The organism is Nocardia asteroides, from assembly GCA_019930625.1.
GTDB lineage: Bacteria > Actinomycetota > Actinomycetes > Mycobacteriales > Mycobacteriaceae > Nocardia > Nocardia sputi.
In genome coordinates this window covers 2,349,912-2,370,798 of sequence record CP082844.1, presented here as the reverse complement: position 1 = coordinate 2,370,798, position 20,887 = coordinate 2,349,912, and the positions used below count along the sequence as shown (strand labels likewise).

Genomic DNA, 20,887 nt, shown 5'->3' with positions numbered 1-20,887 from the left:
GATTCGCCGACTTAGCGGAACCGGCAAGAGACCAGGCATTTAACCACGAAACGCCGAGAAACACGCCGATTATGCAATGTTCTATCATCCCTTGATGTGAGTGCAGTCACAGTGTAGAAAGGTAACTACGGAGGGACGGAAGGCCAAGGCAGCACCGGAAGAGAAGGTACTGTCTCCCGACCATCCTTCCCAGCACGGACACCAGGCACCCACGCGGAGCGCGCCGCGACAAGGGCAGAAGCGTTGTGGGCCTGCGAGATTCGGATAGTCGACGGCGAGGGCCTCGCACAGGTTGCGGGGATGAACCGGCGATGTCCGGATTGTCGCCGAGGCCGCAGAACACAACCCACCACAGCACGCTTGGTAACCGGGTAGTCCGTGCTAGCGGGCGGTGAGGTCGTCAGACAACGCCGCCCGCTTTGACGTGTACGGGGGGGTTATTTCACCGCCGAGTCGGCGATCGACGTCGCCTCGCGCGCACCGTCCTCGAAAGCCCCGCAGCAGAAGATCACCCAGCCGCCAACGGCCTCCGGATCCCCGGTCCCGAACCCGGCGGCCGCGTCCAGGTACGCCTGCCGCCTGCGCAACCAGAACACCTCCGGCACGCCGAGGCTGTGCGGATCCAGCCCACTGGACACCGCGACCAGCCGAGAGGCCGCCCGCGCGACCACGCCGTCGGCCGTTCCGAACGGACGCAGTGCCAGTAGCTCACCGTGTACTACGGCGGCCAGCACGGGCGCGGGCGCTCGCGAACCGACCACCGTCTGCGCCAGCAGGTCCAGCCGCTGCGCCACGCCCGCGTCGCCGCGGGGTCTGCCCAGCGACTCTTCCTGCTCGACCAGATCGGCCGCGGCGAGCAGGTGTAGCCGCGCCAACGCTTGCAGTGGAGCGCGCTGCCAGGTGCTCACCAGATTCCGCAGCGCTTCTCCGTCCAATGCCTGGCCCACGCGCAGCGAACCGGCCAGAATCGGGTCCTCGACGCGTCCGTCGACGGGGATGTCCGTGCCGCCGCCGTCGATGGCCGCCGAGGACCGGGCCGCGCGCACCGCGGCCTCGGCCGCCGTGGTCGGCCACCCACGCCGGTTCGCTTTGTGCCGGTGCACCTCGGCGAGCGCGTCGCGGGCGCGGTCGGCCGCGTCCCGGACACCGGGAAGATCGACGAGGGGCTGAAGCGGATCGGTCACGGCATACGAGGCTACTTGCGCCCGCGGGGAACGGTCCGCGCGCCTGTCTCGCCTAGCCGGCCAGCAGATCGCGGCCCGGGATCGCGTCGAGCAGTTTGCGCGTGTATTCCTGCTGGGGATCGTCGAACACCTCGTCGGTCGTCGCCGCTTCGACCACCTTGCCGCGTTGCACGACCAGCACGTCGTCGGCGATCTGCCGGACAACGGCCAGGTCATGGGTGATGAACAGGTACGCCAGCCCAAGCTCGGCCTGCAGTTCGTCGAGCAGCCGGAGGATCTGGGCCTGCACCAGCACGTCGAGCGCGGACACCGCCTCGTCGCACACCACCACCTCGGGCCGGAGTGCGAGGGCACGCGCGACCGCCACGCGCTGACGCTGTCCTCCGGACAGTTCGCTGGGATAGCGCCGCATGACGCCGGCGGGCAGCGCGACCTTGTCCAGCAGTTCCCGTACGGTCGCCTCCCGCTCCTCGGGCGTCCCGATGCGGTGGGTTCGCAACGGCTCCTCGATGGTGCGGTAGATCGTGTACATCGGGTCGAGCGAACCGTACGGATCCTGGAAGATCGGTTGCACCCGACGCCGGAACGCGAACGCGTCCTTGCGGTTCAGAGTGGCCACGTCCTTGCCGTCGAACCTGACCGCGCCGGAGGTGGGCGCGAGCAGACCGAGCACCATCTGCGCCACCGTCGTCTTGCCCGAGCCCGACTCTCCGACGATCGCGGTGGTCGATCCGCGCCGCAGCCGGAACGACACATCGTCCACGGCGACGAACTCGGTCGATTTCCACGGCGCGCGCTCGCGGATGCGAAAGGTCTTCTTCAGGTGTTCGGCTACCAACACCTCGTCCGTGATCACCGTGTCGTCCGCGGCCACCTGCTCGGCCCGCACGTGGATCTCGGCTCGGCGCCGCACTGCCGACCGCCGCTGTGCGGCCAGCGAGGGCGCTGAACTCACCAGCCGCTTGGTGTACAGGTGCTGGGGATCACGCAGAATCCGCAAGGCGGGGCCGGACTCCACGACGCGGCCGCGATACATCACCACCAGATGTTCGGCGCGCTCGGCCGCGAGGCCCAGATCGTGGGTGATCAGCAGGACCGCGGTGCCCAGTTCGGCGGTGAGCCGTTCGAGATGGTCGAGGATCTGCCGCTGCACGGTCACGTCGAGCGCCGAGGTCGGCTCGTCGGCGATGAGCAGCTTGGGCCGGCAGGACAAGCCGATGGCGATCAGCGCGCGCTGGCGCATGCCGCCGGAGAACTCGTGCGGATATTGGTTCACTCGGCGTTCGGCGTCGGGCATCCCCGCCTCCTCGAGCAACTCCACCGCGCGTTTCCTGGCCGCTTTGCCCTTCGCGATGCCATTGGCCTCCAGCGTCTCACGGATCTGGAATCCGATCTTCCACACCGGATTCAGGTTCGACATGGGGTCCTGCGGGACCAACCCGATGCCGCTGCCGCGCACCGCGCCGATCTCTCGCTTCGAGGCAGCCGTGAGGTCCTTACCGTCGAACTCGATCGAGCCGGAGGTGATCCGGCCCGTACCGGGCAGCAAGTCGATGATCGCGTGCGCGGTAGTCGACTTCCCCGAACCCGATTCCCCCACGATGGCCACGGTCTGCCCCGGATAGACCGACAGGCTGACGTCCCGCAAGGCGGGCACCGGTCTGCCGTCGGCGGTGAAACTCACGTTGAGATCGGTGATCTCCAGCAGCGGCCGCGCCGACTCACTCATCGCTTCCTCGCCTTCGGGTCGAGGGCGTCCCGCACGGCGTCGCCCAGCATGATGAAGCTCAGCACGGTCAGCGCCAGCGCCGTCGCCGGATAGAACAGGATCGCCGAGGTGCGGATCTCCTTCTGCCCGGTGGCGATGTCCGCGCCCCAGGACACCACCGTGCGCGGCAGCCCGACGCCGAGATACGACAGCGTCGCCTCGGTGACGATGAACACGCCCAGCCACAGCGTGGTCACCACGATGAGCGGTCCCGCCGAGTTCGGCAGCACATGGCGCAGCAGCGTCTGTATTCGCGAGACCCCCAATGCTTTCGCCGCCGTGACGTAATCGCTGTTCTTCGCTTGTACCACGGCGCTGCGGGCGATCCGCGCCGCCTGCGGCCAGGTGAACGAGGCGAGGATGACGATCACGGTCCAGATCGTGCGGGCCTCCAGCAGCTGCATGATCACGATGGCGGCCAGCATCAACGGGATCGCGAAGAAGATCTCGGCCAGCCGGGAGACGATCGAGTCCAGCGGCCCGCCGTAGAAGCCCGCCAGCGCGCCGAGCGTGCCACCGACCAGCACGAACAGCAGCGTCGCGCCGACCCCCGTGAGCACGGATGCCCTGGCACCGTACACGGTCCTGGCGTAGATGTCGCAGCCTTGCTTGTCGAAACCGAACGGATGGCCGGAGCTGCGCGGGTCCATGCTGAAGTCGCCGTTGCAGTAACGCGGGTCCTGATCGGTGAACGACCCCGGCCAGATCACCACGATCAACACGAACACGATCAGGACGGTGGCGACGAGGAAGATCGGGTTACGCCGCAGCTGCCGCCACGCGTCGCGCCAGATACTGGTCGGTGGACCGGCGTCCAGCACGGCGTCGGTGGCGAGTACCTCTACCTCGTCGGGCGGTGCGACGAAGTGTTCCTGGCCGCGGCGCTGGGGGCCGTCGCTCTTGGTCACCTCAGGCATAGCGGATCCTCGGGTCGAGTGCGGCGTAGAGCAGGTCGACGATCAGGTTGGTGATCAGGAAGATGACGATCAGCACCGTGACGAAGGAGACCACGGTCGGCGGCTCTCCCCTGATGATGGCCTGATACAGCGTGCCGCCCACGCCGGGAATGTTGAAGATGCCCTCGGTGACGATCGCGCCGCCCATGAGGGCGCCCAGATCGGCGCCGATGAACGTGATCACCGGGATCATCGAATTGCGCAGGATGTGCACGGTCACGACACGCGGCCTGGCCAGGCCCTTGGCGGTCGCGGTGCGCACGTAGTCGGCGGACATGTTCTCCGCCACCGAATTCCGGGTCAATCGCAGGACATAGGCGAACGAGAGCGACCCGAGCACGAAGGCCGGCACCAGCAGTTCGCCGACCGTCGCCTTTCCCGAGACGGTCACCGGAGCGATCCCCCACTTCACCCCGAGCAGATACTGCGCGAGGAAGCCCACCACGAAGACCGGAACCGCGATGACGATCAGGCTGACCACGAGCATTGTCGAATCGAACAGCTTGCCCTTGCGCAGCCCGGCGACGAGCCCGAACAGGACGCCGAAGACCGACTCGATCAGAACCGCCATGATCGCCAACTTGATGGTGATGGGAAAGGCGCGGGCCAGCTCGTCCCGCACCGGCCTGCCGGAGAAGGCGGTGCCGAAGTCCAACGTGAGGATGCCCTTCAGGTAGAGCAGGTACTGCACGATGAACGGCTCGTCGAGGTGGTAGCGCGCACGTAGTTGCGCCTCGACGGCGGGCGTCATCGGTTTGTCGCCGGCCAGCGCGTGGATCGGGTCGCCGGGAACGAGGAATACCAGGGCATAGATGAGCAGCGTCGCCCCGAGGAAGACGGGGATCATCTGAAGCAGACGCCGCAGGACATACCAGGCCATTACGCCTCCGGGGTCGGTGCCGCCGCGCACCGGGCCGGGCGCGGCGGCGAGCGGCTACTTCTCGATGTTCTCGAAGTCGAACAGACCGTTCCAGGCGAGTTCGGCCTTCCGCACTCGATCGGAGCGGCCCGCGGCGGCGACGTAGTCGAACACCGGGATGTCGGCCATGTCCCTGATCAGCAGGGCCTGTGCCTGCGCGATGATCTTGTAGGACTCTTCCTGGGCCGGGGCGGCCTGGGCGGCATCCAGCAGGCGATCGAACTCGGGATTGTTGTAGTCGACGTTGTTGGTGTCGGAGTAGCTGTAGTACTGCGAGGTGAGGAACTGCAGCATGGTCGGGTAGTCACCCTGCCAGCCGTAGCGGAAGGCCTTGCCGATGCTGCGCGCGTTCACCTCGTCGCGGATGTTCTTGAACGTCGGATACGGCGTGCCGACGGCGTCGATGCCGAGGGTGTTCTTCACGCTGTTCGCCACCGCCTCCACCCAGGCCTGGTGGCCGCCGTCGGAGTTGTAGGCGATCTCGTAGCGGCCCGACCACGGCGAGATCGCGTCGGCCTGCGCCCACAGTTTCTTGGCCTCGTCCGGGTTGTACTTCAGCACTTCCGAGCCGGGGAGGTCGGGCTGGAAACCGGGCAGCGTGCTCGCGGTGAAGTCACGCGCCGGAATCCGGGTGCCGTGGAAGATGTTCTGCGCGATCTGTTCCCGGTTGATCGCCTTCGAGATCGCGCGCCGCCGCAGCAGCCCTTCCTGGCCGGAGAAGTGCGCGACGTTGGACTGGATGCCGATGTGCTGGTTCTGCGCGGTCGGCTTGGTGATCGCGCGGTCGCCGAGATCCTGTTGGTAGGAGGTGAGCGCACTGTCGGGCACGGTGTCGAGCGCGTCGAGGTTGCCCGCCTGCAGGTCCGCGTAGGCGGTGTCGAAGGACTGGTACATCACGAACCGCAGCGCTTTGTTCTTGGCCGCTCGGCCGCCGGGGTAGTCCGGGTTGGCCACCAGGTCGATCTTGACGTTGTGCTCCCACGCCCCGGGCCGGGCGAATTTGTAGGGGCCGTTGCCGATCGGGTTCTCCCCGAATGCCTTGATGTCCTTGAACGCGACCTCCGGCAACGGGTAGAACGGCGCGTATCCGAGCGCGGTCTCGAAGTCGATCGAGGGGGCTTTCAGCTCGATGGTGAACGTGCGGTCGTCTATCACCTTCAGGCCCGACATCGTCTGTGCGGTCGGCTTTTCCGCGGAGACCTCGTCGAAACCGACGATGGGACCGAACACATAGCTCTGCAACTGCGCGTTCGCGCCGAGCGCGCCGTAGTTCCACGCGTCGACGAACGACTTCGCCGTCACCGGGCTGCCGTCGGTGAATTTCCAGTTCGGCTTGATGGTGACCCGGTAGTTCTTTCGATCCGTGGTCTGGATCGACTCCGCCATCTCGTCGTGCGCCTTGCCGTTGGCGTCGTAGTACTTCAACCCAGCGAACAGCCGGTCGACCACGCGCCCGCCCATGTTCTCGTTGGTGTTGGTGGGCACCAATGGATTCTGCGGCTCGCCTCCGTTGACGGTGACGATGTCGGCATCTGCGTCGTCGCCTGAGGAACACGCGGACAGTCCCAAGCTCGTGGCCAGCACGACTGCCGCGGTCAGCGCCATCGCTCTGTGGAATTTCAACGCGTCCTCCCGGTGCGAGAAGGGGGGAGCCGGGCGGCACCCGCGCGAGGTCCATCAGCGCATGCCGACACGATCCCCCTGTGTGGTTGGCAGAGTAACCACCGCCGCGGGCACTGTCATCTGATTGATCCGAGTTCGTCGCACTTGTTACCGATCCGGCAACATCGCCGAAACACCCCAAGTTTCGTGCGGAAATACTCCTGCTGCCGGAACATTGCCTCCGTCGAGGGCGGAACAGGAACACCGCGTGCGGGCCGTCCCCGGCGGGCACGGGCATCGGCGTGCTGGCGGAGACACCCTCGGCACAAGCGCACGCGGCGTAGGTCACAGTTGATTACTGTCGAACTCGGCTGCGAAGAATCGAGCGCTCAGGCTACGTGGAAAGAAGAGACGAGATGACTGAAACCAGCGCCGACCACAGGGACTCGTATCCGCCCACCGCGGAGTTCGCGGCGGCGGCCAACGCCGATGCCGGGTTCTACGAGCGGGCGGCGGCCGATCGTGAAGCGTTCTGGGCCGAGCAGGCGGGGCGGCTGCACTGGCACGAACCGTTCAGCCAGGTGCTGGATTGGAGTGACGCGCCGGTGGCGAAGTGGTTCGTCGGCGGCAAACTCAACGTCGCCTACAACTGCGTGGACCGCCACGTCCTCGACGGCCACGGCGACCAAGTCGCCATCCACTTCGAAGGCGAACCCGGCGACTCCCGCGCCATCACCTACCGCGAACTGCTCGACGACGTCTGCCGGGCCGCGAACGCACTGACCGACCTCGGCCTCGTCGCCGGAGACCGCGTCGCGATCTACATGCCGATGGTCCCCGAAGCCATCATCGCCATGCTCGCCTGCGCCCGCCTCGGCCTCACCCACTCGGTCGTCTTCGCCGGCTTCTCCCCCACCGCCCTACGCCAACGCGTCGACGACGCACAAGCCCGCCTGGTGATCACCACCGACGGACAGTGGCGCCGCGGCAAAGCCGCCCCCTTGAAACAAGCCGTCGACCAAGCCCTCCACGCACACAGCACCACCCCCGGCAGCGTCGAACACGTGCTGGTGGTGCGCCGCACCGGCATCGAAGTCCCCTGGACCGACAACCGCGACCTGTGGTGGCACGACACCGTCACCACCGCATCCCCCACCCACCAACCACAACCCTTCGACGCCGAACACCCCCTGTTCATCCTCTACACCTCCGGCACCACCGGAAAACCCAAAGGCATCCTCCACACCACCGGCGGCTACCTCACCCAAACCGCCTACACCCACCACACCGTCTTCGACCACAAACCCGGCCAAGACACCTACTGGTGCACCGCCGACATCGGCTGGGTCACCGGCCACAGCTACATCGTCTACGGCCCCCTCGCCAACCGCAGCACCCAAATCGTCTACGAAGGCACCCCCAACCACCCCGACGAACACCGCCACTTCCACCTCATCGAAAAATACGGCGTCACCATCTACTACACCGCCCCCACCCTCATCCGCACCTTCATGAAATGGGGCCGCGACATCCCCGACGCCCACGACCTGTCCACACTACGGCTACTCGGCTCCGTCGGCGAACCCATCAACCCCGAAGCCTGGCGCTGGTACCGCCAAGTCATCGGCGCCGACCGCACCCCCATCGTCGACACCTGGTGGCAGACCGAGACCGGCGCCATCATGATCTCCCCCCTACCCGGCGTCACCACCACCAAACCCGGCGCCGCCATGACCCCACTACCCGGCATCAGCGCCCAAGTCGTCGACGAAGAAGGCAAACCCGTCCACCGCGGAGAAACCGAAGCCAACGGCTACCTCGTCCTCGACCAACCCTGGCCGTCGATGCTGCGCGGCATCTGGGGCGACATGCAACGCTTCCGGGAAACCTACTGGCAACGCTTCGCCGCACAAGGCTGGTACTTCGCCGGCGACGGCGCCAAACTCGACACCGACGGCGACCTCTGGATCCTCGGCCGCGTCGACGATGTCATGAACATCTCCGGCCACCGCATCTCCACCGCCGAAGTCGAATCCGCCCTCGTCGCACACCACACCGTCGCCGAAGCCGCCGTCGTCGGCGCCACCGACCCCACCACCGGCCAAGGCATCGTCGCCTTCGTCATCCTCACAGCCCAAGCCCACAACACCGGAACCACACTCATCGACGACCTCAAAACCGAAGTCGCCCGCCACATCAGCCCCATCGCCCGACCCCGCGAAATCCACATCGTCCCCGAACTCCCCAAAACCCGCAGCGGCAAAATCATGCGCCGCCTCCTGCGAGACGTCGCCGAAGGACGCGAACTCGGCGACACCTCCACCCTCGTCGACCCGAGCGTCTTCGAAGCGATCCGGGCGAGCAAGGACTGACCGCGCGGCGCTGGGCACGGCCGGTGGCGGGCTCCGTCACCGGCCGTGCCCGTTAAGATTGCGTCAGGTGTGCCGGGAAGTCTGGTCGGCGAGCGGTCGCGCACGCGTACGCCGGCTCCGGCCGAGTGCAGCGTCCACTCGGCCCGACCACCGCCCGAAAGGTTTCCCGTGATCATCCAAGTGCGCTCGGAACTGTCTCGCTACCTGCGCACGGAAACCGTCGGAGGCGCACTGCTTCTGATCGCCGCGGCGACGGCGTTGCTGTGGGTGAACTCGCCGTGGGGAGCGAGCTATCTGACGATGACCGAGACGGTCGTCGCGATCCCACGACTGCATTTGGAACTGACGCTGGCCGACTGGACCAAGGACGGTCTGCTCGCGGTCTTCTTCTTCGTCGCGGGCCTGGAACTCAAACGCGAACTGGTCGTCGGCGAACTCGCCGACCGCAGGCGCGCCGCGCTGCCGGTCATCGCGGCGATCGGCGGTGTGGTGACCCCCGCCCTGATCGCGGCCGTCGTCGGCTTCGGCGTCCCCGGCATGGAGCGCGGCTGGGCCATCCCGGTCGCCACCGACATCGCGTTCGCGCTCGCCGTGCTCGCGCTGACCGGTTCGCGCATCCCGGCGGGCGCGCGCGTGTTCCTGCTGAGCCTCGCGGTGGTCGACGACCTGATGGCGATCATCCTGATCGCGGTCCTGTTCACCACGACGGTGTCGCTGCTGTGGCTGCTCGCCGCGGCCGGATGCTTCGCAGGCTGGGCGCTGGGGCAGCGCGCGCGAATCGGTACACCGTTGCTCTATGTTCCGCTGGCGCTGGCGTCCTGGTACGCGCTGCACGAGGCGGGCATCCATCCCACCTTGGCCGGCGTCACGCTCGGCCTGCTCACCCGGGTGCGCCCGGATCCCGGAGAACGACAAGCGCCCGCCACCCGGCTGGAGCACCTCTTCCAGCCGGTCTCCGCCGGGCTGTGCGTTCCGCTGTTCGCCCTGTTCGCCTCCGGAGTCCCGTTGAATCCCACGGTGTTCGGCGAGTTGTTCACCGACCGGCTCGCCCTCGCCGTGATTCTCGGGCTCCTGATCGGCAAACCGCTCGGCATCTTCGGGATGAGCTGGATGGCAATCCGGTTGGGCATCGCGACCCGCCCCAGCGGGCTCGGCTGGCGGGACATGTTCGCCCTGTCGGTGCTCGGCGCGATCGGGTTCACGGTTAGCCTTCTCGTGGCGGAACTCGCGCTCGCCGATGTCGCGGACGGATCCGCCGTCGAGTTGGCGAAAGCCGCTGTGTTGGTCACATCAATGGCGGCGTCGCTCGCCGGTTCGGCGCTACTGTTGCGGCGTGGGCGTGTCCACCAGGCTCGGCGGGACGCCCGTGCGCTACAACGTGAACAATACGGCGGCGCGAGCGATTCGCCCGGAGGCGGTAGCCTGCGTGACCACGGAGGGCACCGGGAGCGCCGCCCATCGAACGGGAGTTTCAGCAGTGCCGGGACAGGGAGAAGGGTCGACCAAGTGAGTTTCAACCACGGCGGTAACGGGAGCGACGCGGAGCGCGGTCGTACGGTCACCTCCATTCCTCTCACGGACGCCGATCCGCTCGGCTCCGCGAGTTTCGGAACCCTGGTCCGTGACGCAGCCGAGCAGATGTCGACCCTGGTCCGCGCCGAGGTCGAGCTGGCCAAGGCCGAGGTCACCGGCGAGATCAAGAAGGGCCTGCAGGGCAGCGTCTTCTTCATCCTCGCGCTCACCGTGCTGTTGTTCAGCACCTTCTTCTTTTTCTTCTTCCTCGGCGAGCTGCTCGACGTGTGGCTGGCGCGCTGGGCGGCCTTCCTGATCGTCTTCCTGCTGATGATCGCGGCGACCGCGGTGCTGGCGTTCGTCGGGTACCGGCGGGTGAAGAAACTGCGCGCGCCGGAGAAGACGATCGACTCGCTCAAGCAGGCGCGCACGGTACTGCCGCACGGGCTGGGCGCTTCCGCGCACGAGGATCGCCTCGTCCTGGAGAAGCGGACTTCCTAGGCGCGTTCACGAGCCGATACGGCGGCTACTAGGCTCGATCGGCGTGTCGGCGAACTTGCTTCCGGATCCGTCCAGCGTCCGTTACGACGGACGGTGGACCCATCGGGACGTGCACGCCAACGGCATTCGATTCCACGTCGTGGACGCGGCGCCCGAGCGCTCCGATGCCCCGCTGGTCGTGCTGCTGCACGGCTTCGCCGACTTCTGGTGGTCCTGGCGTCACCAATTGACCGGCCTGGCCGAGCTCGGCTACCGAAGCGTGGCCGTCGACCTGCGCGGCTACGGCGACAGCGACAAGCCGCCGCGCGGTTACGACGGCTGGACGCTCGCCGGTGACGTCGCCGGGCTCATCCGGGCGCTCGGCTACACCGAGGCGACGCTGGTCGGGCACGCCGAAGGCGGATTGGTCTGCTGGACCACCGCGGTGCTGCATCCGCGACTGGTGCGTTCCATCGCGCTGGTCGGCTCGCCGCATCCGTCGGCGCTCAAGAGCGCCGTGCTGCGCAACCGCCGCCAGCGCGCGGCCTGGCTGCCGAACTTCCTTCGCTACCAGTTGCCCCGCTACGGCGAGCATCTACTGACCACCGCCGACGGCTTCGAAGTGGAACGACTGCTACGGCAGCGGGTGAGCGCGGGATGGGCGGGCACCGCCGAGTTCGTCGACACCGCACGACGCATGCGGTCGGCGATTCGCGTTCCCGGGGCCGCGCATTGCGCGCTGGAATACCAGCGCTGGGCCTTCCGCAGTCAATGGCGTCCGGACGGCCGCCGGTTCATGGCGACCATGCGCGAACCCATCCACATTCCGGTACTGGCGATGCGCGGCGAGCTGGACGCGTATGTGCTGCCGGGGACCTTCCGCCGCGACCTCCATCTCTCGCCGGAACGGCGGCTGGCCGGTATCCCGGCGGCGGGCCACTTCGCTCACCAGGAGAACCCGGACGCCGTGACCACGGAGCTGGCCAAGCTTCTCGCCTGAGCCGCTGACACCCGCCCCGGCCACGCGGATGCGTGGCCAGGGCCAGCGATTCAGCTGAGTACGCAGGCGCCGGTATCCACCGGGGCGCCGACTCGTTCGGCCGCGTCGAGCTGGGCGCGGACCTCCGCCAGCGTGAGCACGTACCCGGTGTCGTCGTCGGTGACGGCGGCTCCGAACACAACGCCGAGCACCTGCCCTTCCGTATCCACCAGCGGGCCACCGGAATTGCCCGCCCTGACCTGGCCGCGAACGGTGTAGACCTCACGCTCGACGGTGCCGTTGCGGTAGATGGTCGGGCCGGTGAGATCCAGCGTCTCGCGTACCCGGGCCGCGCTCGCGGTGTACGGTCCGCCGCCCGGGTACCCGAGCACGATCGCGCTGTCACCCGAGCGGGCGGGTGCGGGCGCACGCGGCACCACCGGGGCGGTGAGACCGGGCACGGCGAGCACCGCGACGTCCTTGGACGGATCGAACAGCACGACGTTGGCGTCCAGCGGGCCGCGCGGGGTGTCCACCGCGACGCTCGTGGTGCCCGCGACGACGTGGGCGTTGGTCATCACGCGCTCCGGCGCGATCACGAAGCCCGAACCTTCCAGCGCCCGCTGGCAACTCGGCGCGACGCCCCGGATGCGCAGCACGCTCTGCTGCAGGGACGCGGCGACGGGGCTGGCCAGCACGCTCGGATCCGGCGGTTCGACGGCCGCGATCGGCGCCCGCCCGAACGGCCCGATCACGTCCGGCAGGCCGGAGGTGTTGAGCAGCTTGGAGAACTCGTTGGGCAGTTTGCGCAGCCAGTTCGGCGCGACGTCGTTGACGTCGGCGAGCACCCGCGAGCCGTTGATCGCGGTCGCGATGGCCGGCTGCGAGGAGGTGGCCAGCGGCAGCGCCAGCAGCCACGCGGTGACCAGCACGGCGACCGCCTGCAGCACCGCGCCGACCACGCTGTCCACGCTGCGCGTGAACGGATGACGCATGCCGCTGCGCGCGGCGCGTCCCAGCACCATGCCCGCGACTTCACCGACGATCACCAGCACCACGATGAGCAGCACACCGGTGAGCACCCTGGTGCGGCCCTCGTCGACGTGCAGCAGGATGTGCGGCGCGATCAGGATGCCGGCGACCGCGCCGAGCACCACGCCGAGAAAGGCCAGCGCCGAGGCCACCGCGCCCTGCCGCCACCCCGAGGAGGCGGCCAGCAGCGCGAGCAGCACGACGGCGATGTCGAGCCACGCCGATGAGCTCATAACGTCATCCCCACGGCGGCCAAGGCGGTCTCCAAATCACGAACGTCGTCGTGGTCCCACTCGCGGTCCCAACCGGAGGCCTTGCTGATCCCGGCGAGGATCCCGCCGGTCAGGCCCCAGACCAGCATCCCGTCCACCTGGAACGCCGGGCTCTGGTAGCCGAGGGTGCTGCGGACCAGGAAGCGGTTGGCGGGATCGAGCAGCTGCGCCAACGGGACGCGCACGACCCGCTCGGTCTCGCCCTGATCGACGACCCGCACCGCGCCCGGCGTGCGCCAGTACGCGAGGACCGGCGAAACGTCGAAACGGGACGGCGGCACGAACAGCTTCGGCAGCACCGCGTACGGCTCCACGCCGGACCGGTCGAGACCGGTCTCCTCGCAGGCCTCGCGCAGCGCGGTGTCTATCGGCCCGGCGTCGTCCGGGTCCACCGCACCGCCGGGGAAGGCGACCTGCCCGCGATGCTGGCGCATGGTGGAGGCGCGCTGGGTGAGCAGCACTTCCGCGTCGGCGGGCAATCCGCCGGGTGCGGCCGGGTCCGGCTCGGGCGAGCCGCCGAACAGCACGAGCACCGCGGCTTGACGCGGCTTCGAAGTCAGGGTCATGGCGCGGCGCAGCGCCCGCGCCATGGTCAGGGTGTCAGCGCTGTCGGCGACCGGCTCGGCCGAGCGTGTCAGCCATTTCGGGATGTCGGGCGGCATTTCGATGCTCATCGCACACCTCCCCCGCGCATTCGCCCACCGAGCCGCGTGCTCGCCCGCACCGTCACCTCCACCATCGATTCGTCCACCCGCGTTGTCATGCGGCCACTCCGAGCTTGCCCGCCACCGTGTTCGCGATGTCATCCACCCCGTCGAACGCCCGCACCACGACGTCGGCGACCGAGCCGTCGGCCCGCACCAGCACCGAGATCGGTAACACCGCGGGAGCGCCGACGGCCGTGCGTACCCGCGCGTCGGCGTCGAGCACGCAGGGCAACTGAACCTCCAGTCCGCGCAGCCGCGACAGTGCCTTGGCCTCATCAGGGTCGCTGTGCACGGTCAGCACGGTAATCGCGTTCCCGGCGCGTCGCGCGTATTGCTGCAAATACGGCAACTCCTCAGCGCACGGTGCGCACCAGTAGGCCCACAGGTTCAGCAGGGCGGGCTTGCCCGCCAGCGCGGCGGCCAGGTCTACGGGCCTGCCGTCCGCCAGGCAGTCCAGAGTCATCCCGGCCAGCGGACCGGTTCCGGTGGCGGCGCCGCTCGGGCAGGCGGGCAGACCGGCAGCGGCGCGCACGTCATCGGAAACGCCGGAGGTGCTGGGAGGCGACTGCCGCCCCGTCGTCTCGTCGTCGTCGCCGCGCGGCCACACCGCGACCGCCAGCGCCACCACCACGATCAGACCGGCCAGTGCCCACCGCCACGCATGCCCCGCACTCCTTCGGCCCGAGGGCTCCGGGCTCACCGGCCCACCAGCTCGAGCAGATGCTCCCGCTCCGGCCCTTTCACCAGCTTGGCCGCCGCATCCGGATCGGTCGGCCCGATCCCGAACGACGGGCAGTCTTTGGCCAGGACGCACGCGCCGCACGCGGGCTTGCGGGAATGGCACACGCGCCTGCCGTGGAAGATCACCCGGTGGGAGAGCATCGTCCATTCCTTGCGCTCGATCAGCGCGCCGACGATGTGCTCGACCTTCACCGGATCTTCCTCGTCGGTCCATCCCCAGCGGCGCACCAGGCGGCCGAAATGAGTGTCGACCGTGATGCCGGGCACCCCGAACGCGTTGCCGAGGATGACGTTGGCCGTCTTGCGCCCGATGCCCGGCAACCGCACCAGCTCGGTCAGGGTGTGAGGCAATTCACCGTCGTACTGCTCCAGCAGTGCTTGGCCGAGGCCGATCAGCGAGGCGGCCTTGTTCCGGAAGAACCCGGTGGGCCGGATGTATTCCTCCAGCTCCGCGCGGTTTGCCTCGGCGTATGCGCGGGCGTCCGGGTAGCGGGCGAACAACGCGGGCGTGGTGAGATTCACGCGCTCGTCGGTGCACTGGGCGGAAAGTATTGTCGCCACCGCCAATTCGAGCGGTGTGGTGAAATCCAGCTCACAGTGCGCGTCGGGGAAAGCGGTCGCCAGTTCGCGGTTCATCCGGCGCGCGCGGCGGACCAGCCCGAGCCGGGTTTCCGCCTGTCGCGCCCTGATTTTCCGTTTCGGAGCCGCGGCGGTGGCCGGCGGCGTTTCGGAGGGCTCGGAGCCGGGCGGAAGCCCGTTCCCGGCGGCGGTGGAGGGGGAGACGCGCACGCGTCCACCATACGGAACCGCCGGACAACGTTGCCCTTCCAGTTCAGTTGCCGTGTTCCATCTGAGACCTCGACGGTGTTTACTGCTCGTCATGCAAGGACTCGCTGTGGTGCTCTTCCCAGTGGTGCTGATGCTGTTCGCACTGGGTATGGAGCGGGTCGAGAACCGGCTCCGCAAGCTTCTCGAACCCGACGAAGAGGTTCAGCAGTACCTGGACAAGGCAAGCAATGCCGAGGTGAAGGAGCTGACGAAGCTCGGTTTGCCTGCCGCTGTGGCGCGGATGCGCAAGCGTCGCTCTCGCGGCGAGGAGCTGGACGTGGCCCGCGCGAGCTGACGTGGCGCGAGCGTCGCGCAATCCACTCGTTACGTGGTGTCCGTCACTACGCTGTAGTGACGCCGCGTAGACTGCGCTGTTGGCCGAGTCGCTTCGGTCCAGTACAGAGCCATTTCCCATAAGGAGCACATTCGTGGACGAGGCCCTCGCCAGAGCAGGCATCTTCCAGGGCGTCGAGCCCACTGCGGTGGCCGCCCTCGCCAAGCAACTTCAGCCGGTGGATTTCCCGCGCGGCCACGTCATCTTCAACGAGGGCGAGCCGGGCGACCGGCTGTACATCATCACGGCGGGCAAGGTGAAGATCGGACGCCGCTCGCCGGATGGCCGCGAGAACCTGCTGACCATCATGGGCCCGTCCGACATGTTCGGCGAGCTGTCGATCTTCGACCCGGGCCCGCGTACCTCCACCGCCACCACGGTGACCGAGGTGCGCGCGGTGACGATGGACCGCGACGCCCTCAAGACCTGGATCGATCAGCGGCCCGAGATCGCCGAGCAACTGCTGCGCGTTCTCGCCCGCCGCCTGCGCCGCACCAACAACAACCTGGCCGACCTGATCTTCACCGACGTCCCGGGCCGGGTCGCCAAGGCGCTGCTGCAGCTCGCGCAGCGCTTCGGCACCCAGGAGGCGGGTGCGCTGCGGGTCACCCACGACCTGACCCAGGAGGAGATCGCCCAACTGGTGGGCGCCTCCCGCGAGACCGTGAACAAGGCGCTCGCCGACTTCGCGCATCGCGGCTGGCTGCGTCTGGAGGGCAAGAGCGTGCTCATCTCCGACTCCGAGCGCCTCGCGCGCCGCGCACGGTAACGCACGGAACCTATACGGCGACGCCGGGTTCAGCGCTCCACTGAACCCGGCGTTCTGTCGTTCTGCTATCCCTGCGCGCGCAGGTAATTCAGCTGAGCCTGCACCGAACTGCGCGCGGCAGGCCACAGCCGCTTGTCCACGTCCGAGTACACCCGCCGCACCACCGCCATCGCACCCGCATCCGGGCCGAGCGTCCGCAGCGCCTCCCGCACCTGATCGAGGCGCTCGTGCCGATGAGCGATGTAGTAGCGGGCGACCGGCTCCAGATCCGGGTGATCCGGACCGTGGGCGGGCAGCAACGCCTTGCCCTTGCCCGCCTCGACCAGCCGGTCCAGCGAGGACAGATAGTCGGCCAGGGTACCGTCGCTGGAGTCCAGCACGGTGGTTCCCGCGCCGAGCATGGTATCGCCGGTCAGCACCGCGTCGTCGAGGAGGAAACTCACCGAGTCGGCGGTGTGGCCCGGCGTGTGCAGCACGGTGATCCGCAAGCCCGCCGCCTCGATCACCTCACCGTCCTCGAGGCGGGCGTCCGAGCCCCGCAGGAAGGCGGGATCCTTGGCTCGCACCGGCGTGCCGGTCAGCGAGACCAGCCGATCTATACCGCCGGTGTGATCGTGATGGCGGTGGGTGATCAAGGTGAGGGCGATCCGGCCACCGGTGGCGTCGGTGATCGCGGCGTTGTGCGCTTTGTCTTTCGGCCCCGGGTCCACGACCACACAATCCGACCGTCCGGGGGCGCGAAGGATCCAGGTGTTGGTTCCCTCCAGGGTCATCCGCCCCGGATTGTCGGCGAGCAGCACCGCCGCCGTTTCGGTGACCTGCCGGAGCTGCCCGTAGGCGGGGTGTGTCAACGTCATCGCAAACCTCGGATAGAGATGGAGCCGGTAGTTCCGGTCTAGCGCACCTCGGCGATGAGTTCGACTTCGACCGGGGTGTCGCGCGGAAGTTCGGCGACGCCGACGGCCGAGCGCGCGTGCTTGCCCGCGTCACCGAAGACCTGCCCCAGGAACTCCGACGCGCCGTTGATCACCACCGGCTGATCGCCGAAGCCCGGCGCCGATGCGACGAACCCGACCACCTTCACGATCCGCACCACCGCGTCCAGCCCGACCAGGTCGTGCACCGCCGCCAGCGCGTTCAGCGCGCACAACCGCGCGGCCTCCTTGGCCGCCTCGACCGAAACCTCCGCGCCGACCTTGCCGACCGCGGACAATCGACCGTCTACGAACGGCAGCTGGCCGGAGGTGTAGACGAGCGACCCGGTACGGATCGCGGGAATGTAGGCCGCGACCGGGGCCACGACCGGAGGCAGGGTGAGTCCGAGCTCGGCGAGATTTTTCTCCCACTGGATCACTGCGTCACCCTCCTTCTCTACTTGGGCCGCTTGAGGTAGGCGACATGCTGCTCACCGGTCGGGCCGGGCAGCACCGTGACCAGCTCCCAGCCGTCGGCTCCCCACTGGTCGAGGATCTGCTTCGTCGCGTGCGTCAGCAGCGGCACGGTCGCGTACTCCCACAAGGTCGTATCACTCATGTGCGAGAGCGTAGCTCTGTTGAATTGCGGCGACTGCGTCGCGGCGTGTTCGCGGCCCTCGTGTGGCAGGAGGCACAGGTGGGAGCCGGATTCTGTCTGGTACAGCGGCGCGCCGGGACCGGGGAGTAGCTGGAGCCCTCGGACGGCATCGGGTAACGAGTTATAGGCTCGCGATCGTGGGAGTACCAACAGCAGTGCCGCTTTCGGCGGAGCCGGGACTGGACACAAGGTGGCCGAAGCGCGCTGAGCAGGCCCGCTTGCACTACGTCTCCGGCAAGGGAGGCACGGGCAAGTCGACGGTGGCCGGGGCCCTGGCCCTGGCGCTCGCCGCGGGCGGACGGCGCGTGCTGTTGGTCGAGGTGGAGAGCAGACAATCGATCGCGCAGCTGTTCGACCTGCCGCCGCTGCCACCGACCGAGACACGAATCGCCACCGCGGACGGCGGCGGTGAGGTGGTCGCACTGGCGCTGGACATCGAGCACGCGTTTCTCGAATACCTCGACATGTTCTACAACCTCGGCTTCGCGGGGCGGGCGATGCGCAGGATGGGCGCCATCGAGTTCGTCACCACGATCGCGCCCGGTCTACGCGACGTCATCCTGACCGGCAAGATCAAGGAATGCGCGGTTCGCGTGGACAAGTCCGGCAGGCGGGTCTACGACGAAATCGTGGTCGACGCCCCGCCCACCGGCCGGATCGCCGGGTTCCTCGACGTCACCAAGGCGATGGCCGAAGTAGCCAAAGGCGGGCCGATCGCCTCGCAGGCCGAGGGCGTGTCCAAACTGCTGCACTCCGACCAGACCATGATTCATCTGGTCACGCTGCTGGAAGCGCTGCCGGTGCAGGAAACCACGGACGCCATCGCCGAGCTCACCGCCGCCGACCTACGCATCGGCACCGTCATCGTGAACCGGGCGACCGAAGGCCAGCTCCCAGCGGACCTGCGCGCCCGGGCCGCTCGGGGTGAGCTGGACGCCGACGCCGTCCGCGCGGGCTTGGCCGCCGCGGGGATCGACCTCTCCGACAGCGATTTCCAGGGCCTGCTCACCGAGACGTTCGAGCACTCCGCCACTCTGCAAGCACAGGACGACAGCGCCGAGGAACTGGCCAAGGTCGACATCTCCCGGCTCTACCTGCCCGCCCTTCCCGACGGAATGGATCTGGGCGGACTCTACGAACTAGCCGAACGCCTCACCGCACAGGGAGTCCGATGAGCACGCCGACCCACCCCCCGGCTGCCTCGCTCGATGTTTCGCGGATCCTGGCCGACCCCTCCGCCCGCGTGGTGGTCTGCTGCGGCTCCGGTGGCGTCGGCAAGACGACCACCGCCGCCGCCATCGCGCTGCGCGCCGCCGAGCAGGGACGCAAGGTCGTGGTGCTCACCATCGACCCCGCGCGCAGGCTGGCCCAGTCACTGGGCGTCGCCGACCTGGGCAACAACCCCCAACGGGTGGCGCTGGGTCCCGAGGCCGAGGGCGAGTTGTACGCGATGATGCTCAACATGCGCCGCACGTTCGACGACATGGTGCTCGAGCACACCAGCGGGGAGAAGGCGGAGCAGATCTTCGCCAACCCCTTCTATCAGACGGTCGCTTCCTCCTTCGGCGGCACACAGGAATACATGGCGATGGAGAAGCTGGGCCAGCTGGCCCACCGAGGCGAGTGGGACCTGATCGTGGTCGACACCCCGCCCTCGCGCAATGCCCTCGACTTCCTGGACGCTCCCAAGCGACTGGGCAATTTCCTCAACGGCCGGATGATCCGGGTGATCATGGCTCCCGGCCGCGGCGTCACCCGGTTGGTGACCGGCGCGATGAGCTTGGCGGTGCGTGGTGTGTCCACCGTCGTCGGTGGTCAGATGCTCAAGGACGCGTCCAACTTCCTGCAATCGCTGGAGTCGCTGTTCGGTGGCTTCCAGGAACGGGCGGAGCGGACCTTCGCGATGCTGTCGAAGCCGGGCACGCACTTTCTCGTGGTGGCGGCGCCGGAACCGGACGCGCTGCGGGAGGCCTCGTTCTTCGTCGATCGCCTCTCGACCGAGAGAATGCCGCTGGCGGGTCTGGTGCTCAACCGCACGCATCCGGTGCTGAGCACGCTGCCGGCCGATCACGCCCTCACCGCCGCCGACCAGGTGGCGGACTCCGATCCGCTCACCGCGGCGGTGCTGCGTGTGCACGCCCGCCGGGTCGCCACCGACAAGCGGGAGCAACACCTGCTCCACCGCTTCACGGGCGCGCACCCGCGCGTGCCGATCGTCTCGGTCACCGCGCTTCCGTTCGAGGTGTCCGACCTCGACGCGCTACGCGTCGTCGGCGATCAGCTCACCGGCACGACCCGCGCGACCGCCTGATACTTAGGCGAATCCGCTATTGCTCCGAACGAAAATAGTGGTCCTGAAACGAAACTGAGCCCGCTCGCGCGGGCTCCGTTTCGGTTTTGCCGGTCTACATCGACCTCCATCGACCTACATCGCCACTTGATGCTGACGCTGGGCCTGGAAGAAATCGGCCCACGAGGTCACTTCCGGATGCTGCTTCAACAGGGCGCGGCGCTGCCGCTCCGTCATGCCGCCCCACACACCGAACTCGACGCGGTTGTCGAGCGCGTCGGCACCGCACTGCATGAGCACTGGGCAGTGCCTGCAGATCGTCGCCGCTTTGCGCTGCGCCGCGCCGCGGACGAACAACTGATCGGGATCCACTTCCTTGCATCGGGCCTGGGCTACCCAGGCGATCCTTGCTTCGGCCTGCTCCACGTCCAATCGAGCGATGGGGGTTGTCATGTGCATTTGGTGTGCCCCTTTGCAGTCCGAACACCGGGTCAACGGCGCTCCAGAATCGCGTTGTCACCACGCAGCACCCAAACCCCGCTGCGAAGTGCACCACATTCCACTTTGAGT

20 protein-coding genes are annotated in these 20,887 nt (G+C 68.0%); 7 read left to right on the top strand and 13 right to left on the bottom strand.

What is annotated here, in order from left to right; all coding sequences use genetic code 11:
- Positions 1-437 precede the first annotated feature (437 nt).
- Genes K8O92_10720 through K8O92_10700 form a run of 5 tightly spaced genes read right to left on the bottom strand, consistent with a single transcriptional unit; the run spans position 438 to position 6,432 of the window.
- Positions 438-1,184, bottom strand: a complete 747-nt coding sequence (locus K8O92_10720; protein UAK34289.1) for an oxidoreductase — start codon at positions 1,182-1,184, stop codon at positions 438-440.
- Between the two features lie 52 nt (positions 1,185-1,236).
- A complete protein-coding gene (locus K8O92_10715; protein ID UAK34288.1) occupies positions 1,237-2,913 on the bottom strand; it encodes an ABC transporter ATP-binding protein in 1,677 nt (558 codons plus the stop codon).
- Positions 2,910-3,869 (bottom strand): ABC transporter permease, encoded by a 960-nt coding sequence (locus K8O92_10710; protein ID UAK34287.1) that lies wholly within the window; start codon positions 3,867-3,869, stop codon positions 2,910-2,912. Before K8O92_10710 ends, K8O92_10715 begins: the two co-directional genes overlap by 4 nt.
- Positions 3,862-4,788 (bottom strand): ABC transporter permease, encoded by a 927-nt coding sequence (locus K8O92_10705; protein UAK34286.1) that lies wholly within the window; start codon positions 4,786-4,788, stop codon positions 3,862-3,864. The genes K8O92_10710 and K8O92_10705 overlap by 8 nt, the downstream gene beginning before the upstream one ends.
- Positions 4,789-4,842: 54 nt before the next feature.
- Positions 4,843-6,432 carry an ABC transporter substrate-binding protein gene (locus K8O92_10700; GenBank protein UAK35605.1) on the bottom strand — a complete coding sequence of 530 codons (1,590 nt, stop codon included), beginning with the start codon at positions 6,430-6,432 and terminating at the stop codon, positions 4,843-4,845.
- Between the two features lie 413 nt (positions 6,433-6,845).
- Here K8O92_10700 and acs point away from each other — a divergent pair, with 413 nt between their 5' ends.
- The 3 genes from acs (at position 6,846) to K8O92_10685 (ending at position 11,793) form a co-directional block, all read left to right on the top strand.
- The gene (acs, locus tag K8O92_10695) at positions 6,846-8,801 is read left to right on the top strand and encodes an acetate--CoA ligase (protein UAK34285.1); all 1,956 of its coding nucleotides are present in this window, start codon (positions 6,846-6,848) and stop codon (positions 8,799-8,801) included.
- A gap of 168 nt (positions 8,802-8,969) precedes the next feature.
- On the top strand, positions 8,970-10,814 hold the full coding sequence (gene nhaA / locus K8O92_10690; protein UAK34284.1) for a Na+/H+ antiporter NhaA: 1,845 nt from the start codon (positions 8,970-8,972) through the stop codon (positions 10,812-10,814).
- 43 nt (positions 10,815-10,857) lie between these two features.
- The gene (locus K8O92_10685; GenBank protein UAK34283.1) at positions 10,858-11,793 is read left to right on the top strand and encodes an alpha/beta hydrolase; all 936 of its coding nucleotides are present in this window, start codon (positions 10,858-10,860) and stop codon (positions 11,791-11,793) included.
- 50 nt (positions 11,794-11,843) lie between these two features.
- Here K8O92_10685 and K8O92_10680 read toward each other — a convergent pair whose 3' ends face one another.
- The 4 genes from K8O92_10680 to nth all read right to left on the bottom strand — a co-directional run bounded on the left by K8O92_10680 (position 11,844) and on the right by nth (position 15,160).
- The gene (locus K8O92_10680; GenBank protein ID UAK34282.1) at positions 11,844-13,037 is read right to left on the bottom strand and encodes a MarP family serine protease; all 1,194 of its coding nucleotides are present in this window, start codon (positions 13,035-13,037) and stop codon (positions 11,844-11,846) included.
- Positions 13,034-13,750, bottom strand: coding sequence for a CoA pyrophosphatase (locus K8O92_10675; protein UAK34281.1), 717 nt, complete (start codon positions 13,748-13,750; stop codon positions 13,034-13,036). Before K8O92_10675 ends, K8O92_10680 begins: the two co-directional genes overlap by 4 nt.
- 85 nt (positions 13,751-13,835) lie before the next feature.
- Positions 13,836-14,411, bottom strand: a complete 576-nt coding sequence (locus tag K8O92_10670) for a TlpA family protein disulfide reductase (protein ID UAK35604.1) — start codon at positions 14,409-14,411, stop codon at positions 13,836-13,838.
- Between the two features lie 68 nt (positions 14,412-14,479).
- A complete protein-coding gene (nth, locus tag K8O92_10665) occupies positions 14,480-15,160 on the bottom strand; it encodes an endonuclease III (protein ID UAK35603.1) in 681 nt (226 codons plus the stop codon).
- A gap of 259 nt (positions 15,161-15,419) precedes the next feature.
- On the opposite strand from nth, the gene K8O92_10660 reads away from it, so the two are divergent.
- A complete protein-coding gene (locus K8O92_10660) occupies positions 15,420-15,647 on the top strand; it encodes a hypothetical protein (GenBank protein UAK35602.1) in 228 nt (75 codons plus the stop codon).
- Positions 15,648-15,780: 133 nt separating this feature from the next.
- On the top strand, positions 15,781-16,455 hold the full coding sequence (locus tag K8O92_10655; protein UAK34280.1) for a Crp/Fnr family transcriptional regulator: 675 nt from the start codon (positions 15,781-15,783) through the stop codon (positions 16,453-16,455).
- A gap of 65 nt (positions 16,456-16,520) precedes the next feature.
- Here the strand turns inward: K8O92_10655 and K8O92_10650 are convergent, their stop codons facing one another.
- The 3 genes from K8O92_10650 to K8O92_10640 are packed head-to-tail and all read right to left on the bottom strand — an operon-like array spanning position 16,521 to position 17,988.
- The gene (locus K8O92_10650) at positions 16,521-17,312 is read right to left on the bottom strand and encodes an MBL fold metallo-hydrolase (protein ID UAK34279.1); all 792 of its coding nucleotides are present in this window, start codon (positions 17,310-17,312) and stop codon (positions 16,521-16,523) included.
- A 38-nt stretch (positions 17,313-17,350) separates the two neighbouring features.
- Positions 17,351-17,809: a RidA family protein gene (locus K8O92_10645; GenBank protein UAK34278.1), complete on the bottom strand. Its 459-nt coding sequence runs from the start codon at positions 17,807-17,809 to the stop codon at positions 17,351-17,353.
- Positions 17,810-17,826: 17 nt separating this feature from the next.
- Complete coding sequence (locus K8O92_10640) at positions 17,827-17,988, bottom strand: DUF4177 domain-containing protein (GenBank protein ID UAK34277.1); 162 nt, start codon at positions 17,986-17,988, stop codon at positions 17,827-17,829.
- Positions 17,989-18,182: 194 nt separating this feature from the next.
- On the opposite strand from K8O92_10640, the gene K8O92_10635 reads away from it, so the two are divergent.
- A complete protein-coding gene (locus K8O92_10635; GenBank protein ID UAK35601.1) occupies positions 18,183-19,202 on the top strand; it encodes an ATPase in 1,020 nt (339 codons plus the stop codon).
- Positions 19,199-20,338 (top strand): ArsA family ATPase, encoded by a 1,140-nt coding sequence (locus K8O92_10630; GenBank protein UAK34276.1) that lies wholly within the window; start codon positions 19,199-19,201, stop codon positions 20,336-20,338. Before K8O92_10635 ends, K8O92_10630 begins: the two co-directional genes overlap by 4 nt.
- Positions 20,339-20,452: 114 nt before the next feature.
- Here K8O92_10630 and K8O92_10625 read toward each other — a convergent pair whose 3' ends face one another.
- Positions 20,453-20,776, bottom strand: a complete 324-nt coding sequence (locus K8O92_10625) for a WhiB family transcriptional regulator (protein ID UAK34275.1) — start codon at positions 20,774-20,776, stop codon at positions 20,453-20,455.
- Positions 20,777-20,887: the final 111 nt, after the last annotated feature.

Excerpts from the sequence above, each read along its gene's own strand:
- K8O92_10715 (UAK34288.1), bottom strand. The coding sequence starts at position 2,913 with ATGAGTGAGTCGGCGCGGCCGCTGCTGGAGATCACCGATCTCAACGTG.
- K8O92_10700 (UAK35605.1), bottom strand. The coding sequence starts at position 6,432 with ATGGCGCTGACCGCGGCAGTCGTGCTGGCCACGAGCTTGGGACTGTCC.
- K8O92_10640 (UAK34277.1), bottom strand. The coding sequence starts at position 17,988 with ATGAGTGATACGACCTTGTGGGAGTACGCGACCGTGCCGCTGCTGACG.
- K8O92_10675 (UAK34281.1), bottom strand. The coding sequence starts at position 13,750 with ATGAGCATCGAAATGCCGCCCGACATCCCGAAATGGCTGACACGCTCG.
- K8O92_10630 (UAK34276.1), top strand. The coding sequence starts at position 19,199 with ATGAGCACGCCGACCCACCCCCCGGCTGCCTCGCTCGATGTTTCGCGG.
- acs (UAK34285.1), top strand. The coding sequence starts at position 6,846 with ATGACTGAAACCAGCGCCGACCACAGGGACTCGTATCCGCCCACCGCG.
- K8O92_10625 (UAK34275.1), bottom strand. The coding sequence starts at position 20,776 with ATGCACATGACAACCCCCATCGCTCGATTGGACGTGGAGCAGGCCGAA.
- K8O92_10650 (UAK34279.1), bottom strand. The coding sequence starts at position 17,312 with ATGACGTTGACACACCCCGCCTACGGGCAGCTCCGGCAGGTCACCGAA.
- nth (UAK35603.1), bottom strand. The coding sequence starts at position 15,160 with ATGAACCGCGAACTGGCGACCGCTTTCCCCGACGCGCACTGTGAGCTG.
- K8O92_10680 (UAK34282.1), bottom strand. The coding sequence starts at position 13,037 with ATGAGCTCATCGGCGTGGCTCGACATCGCCGTCGTGCTGCTCGCGCTG.
- K8O92_10710 (UAK34287.1), bottom strand. The coding sequence starts at position 3,869 with ATGCCTGAGGTGACCAAGAGCGACGGCCCCCAGCGCCGCGGCCAGGAA.
- K8O92_10705 (UAK34286.1), bottom strand. The coding sequence starts at position 4,788 with ATGGCCTGGTATGTCCTGCGGCGTCTGCTTCAGATGATCCCCGTCTTC.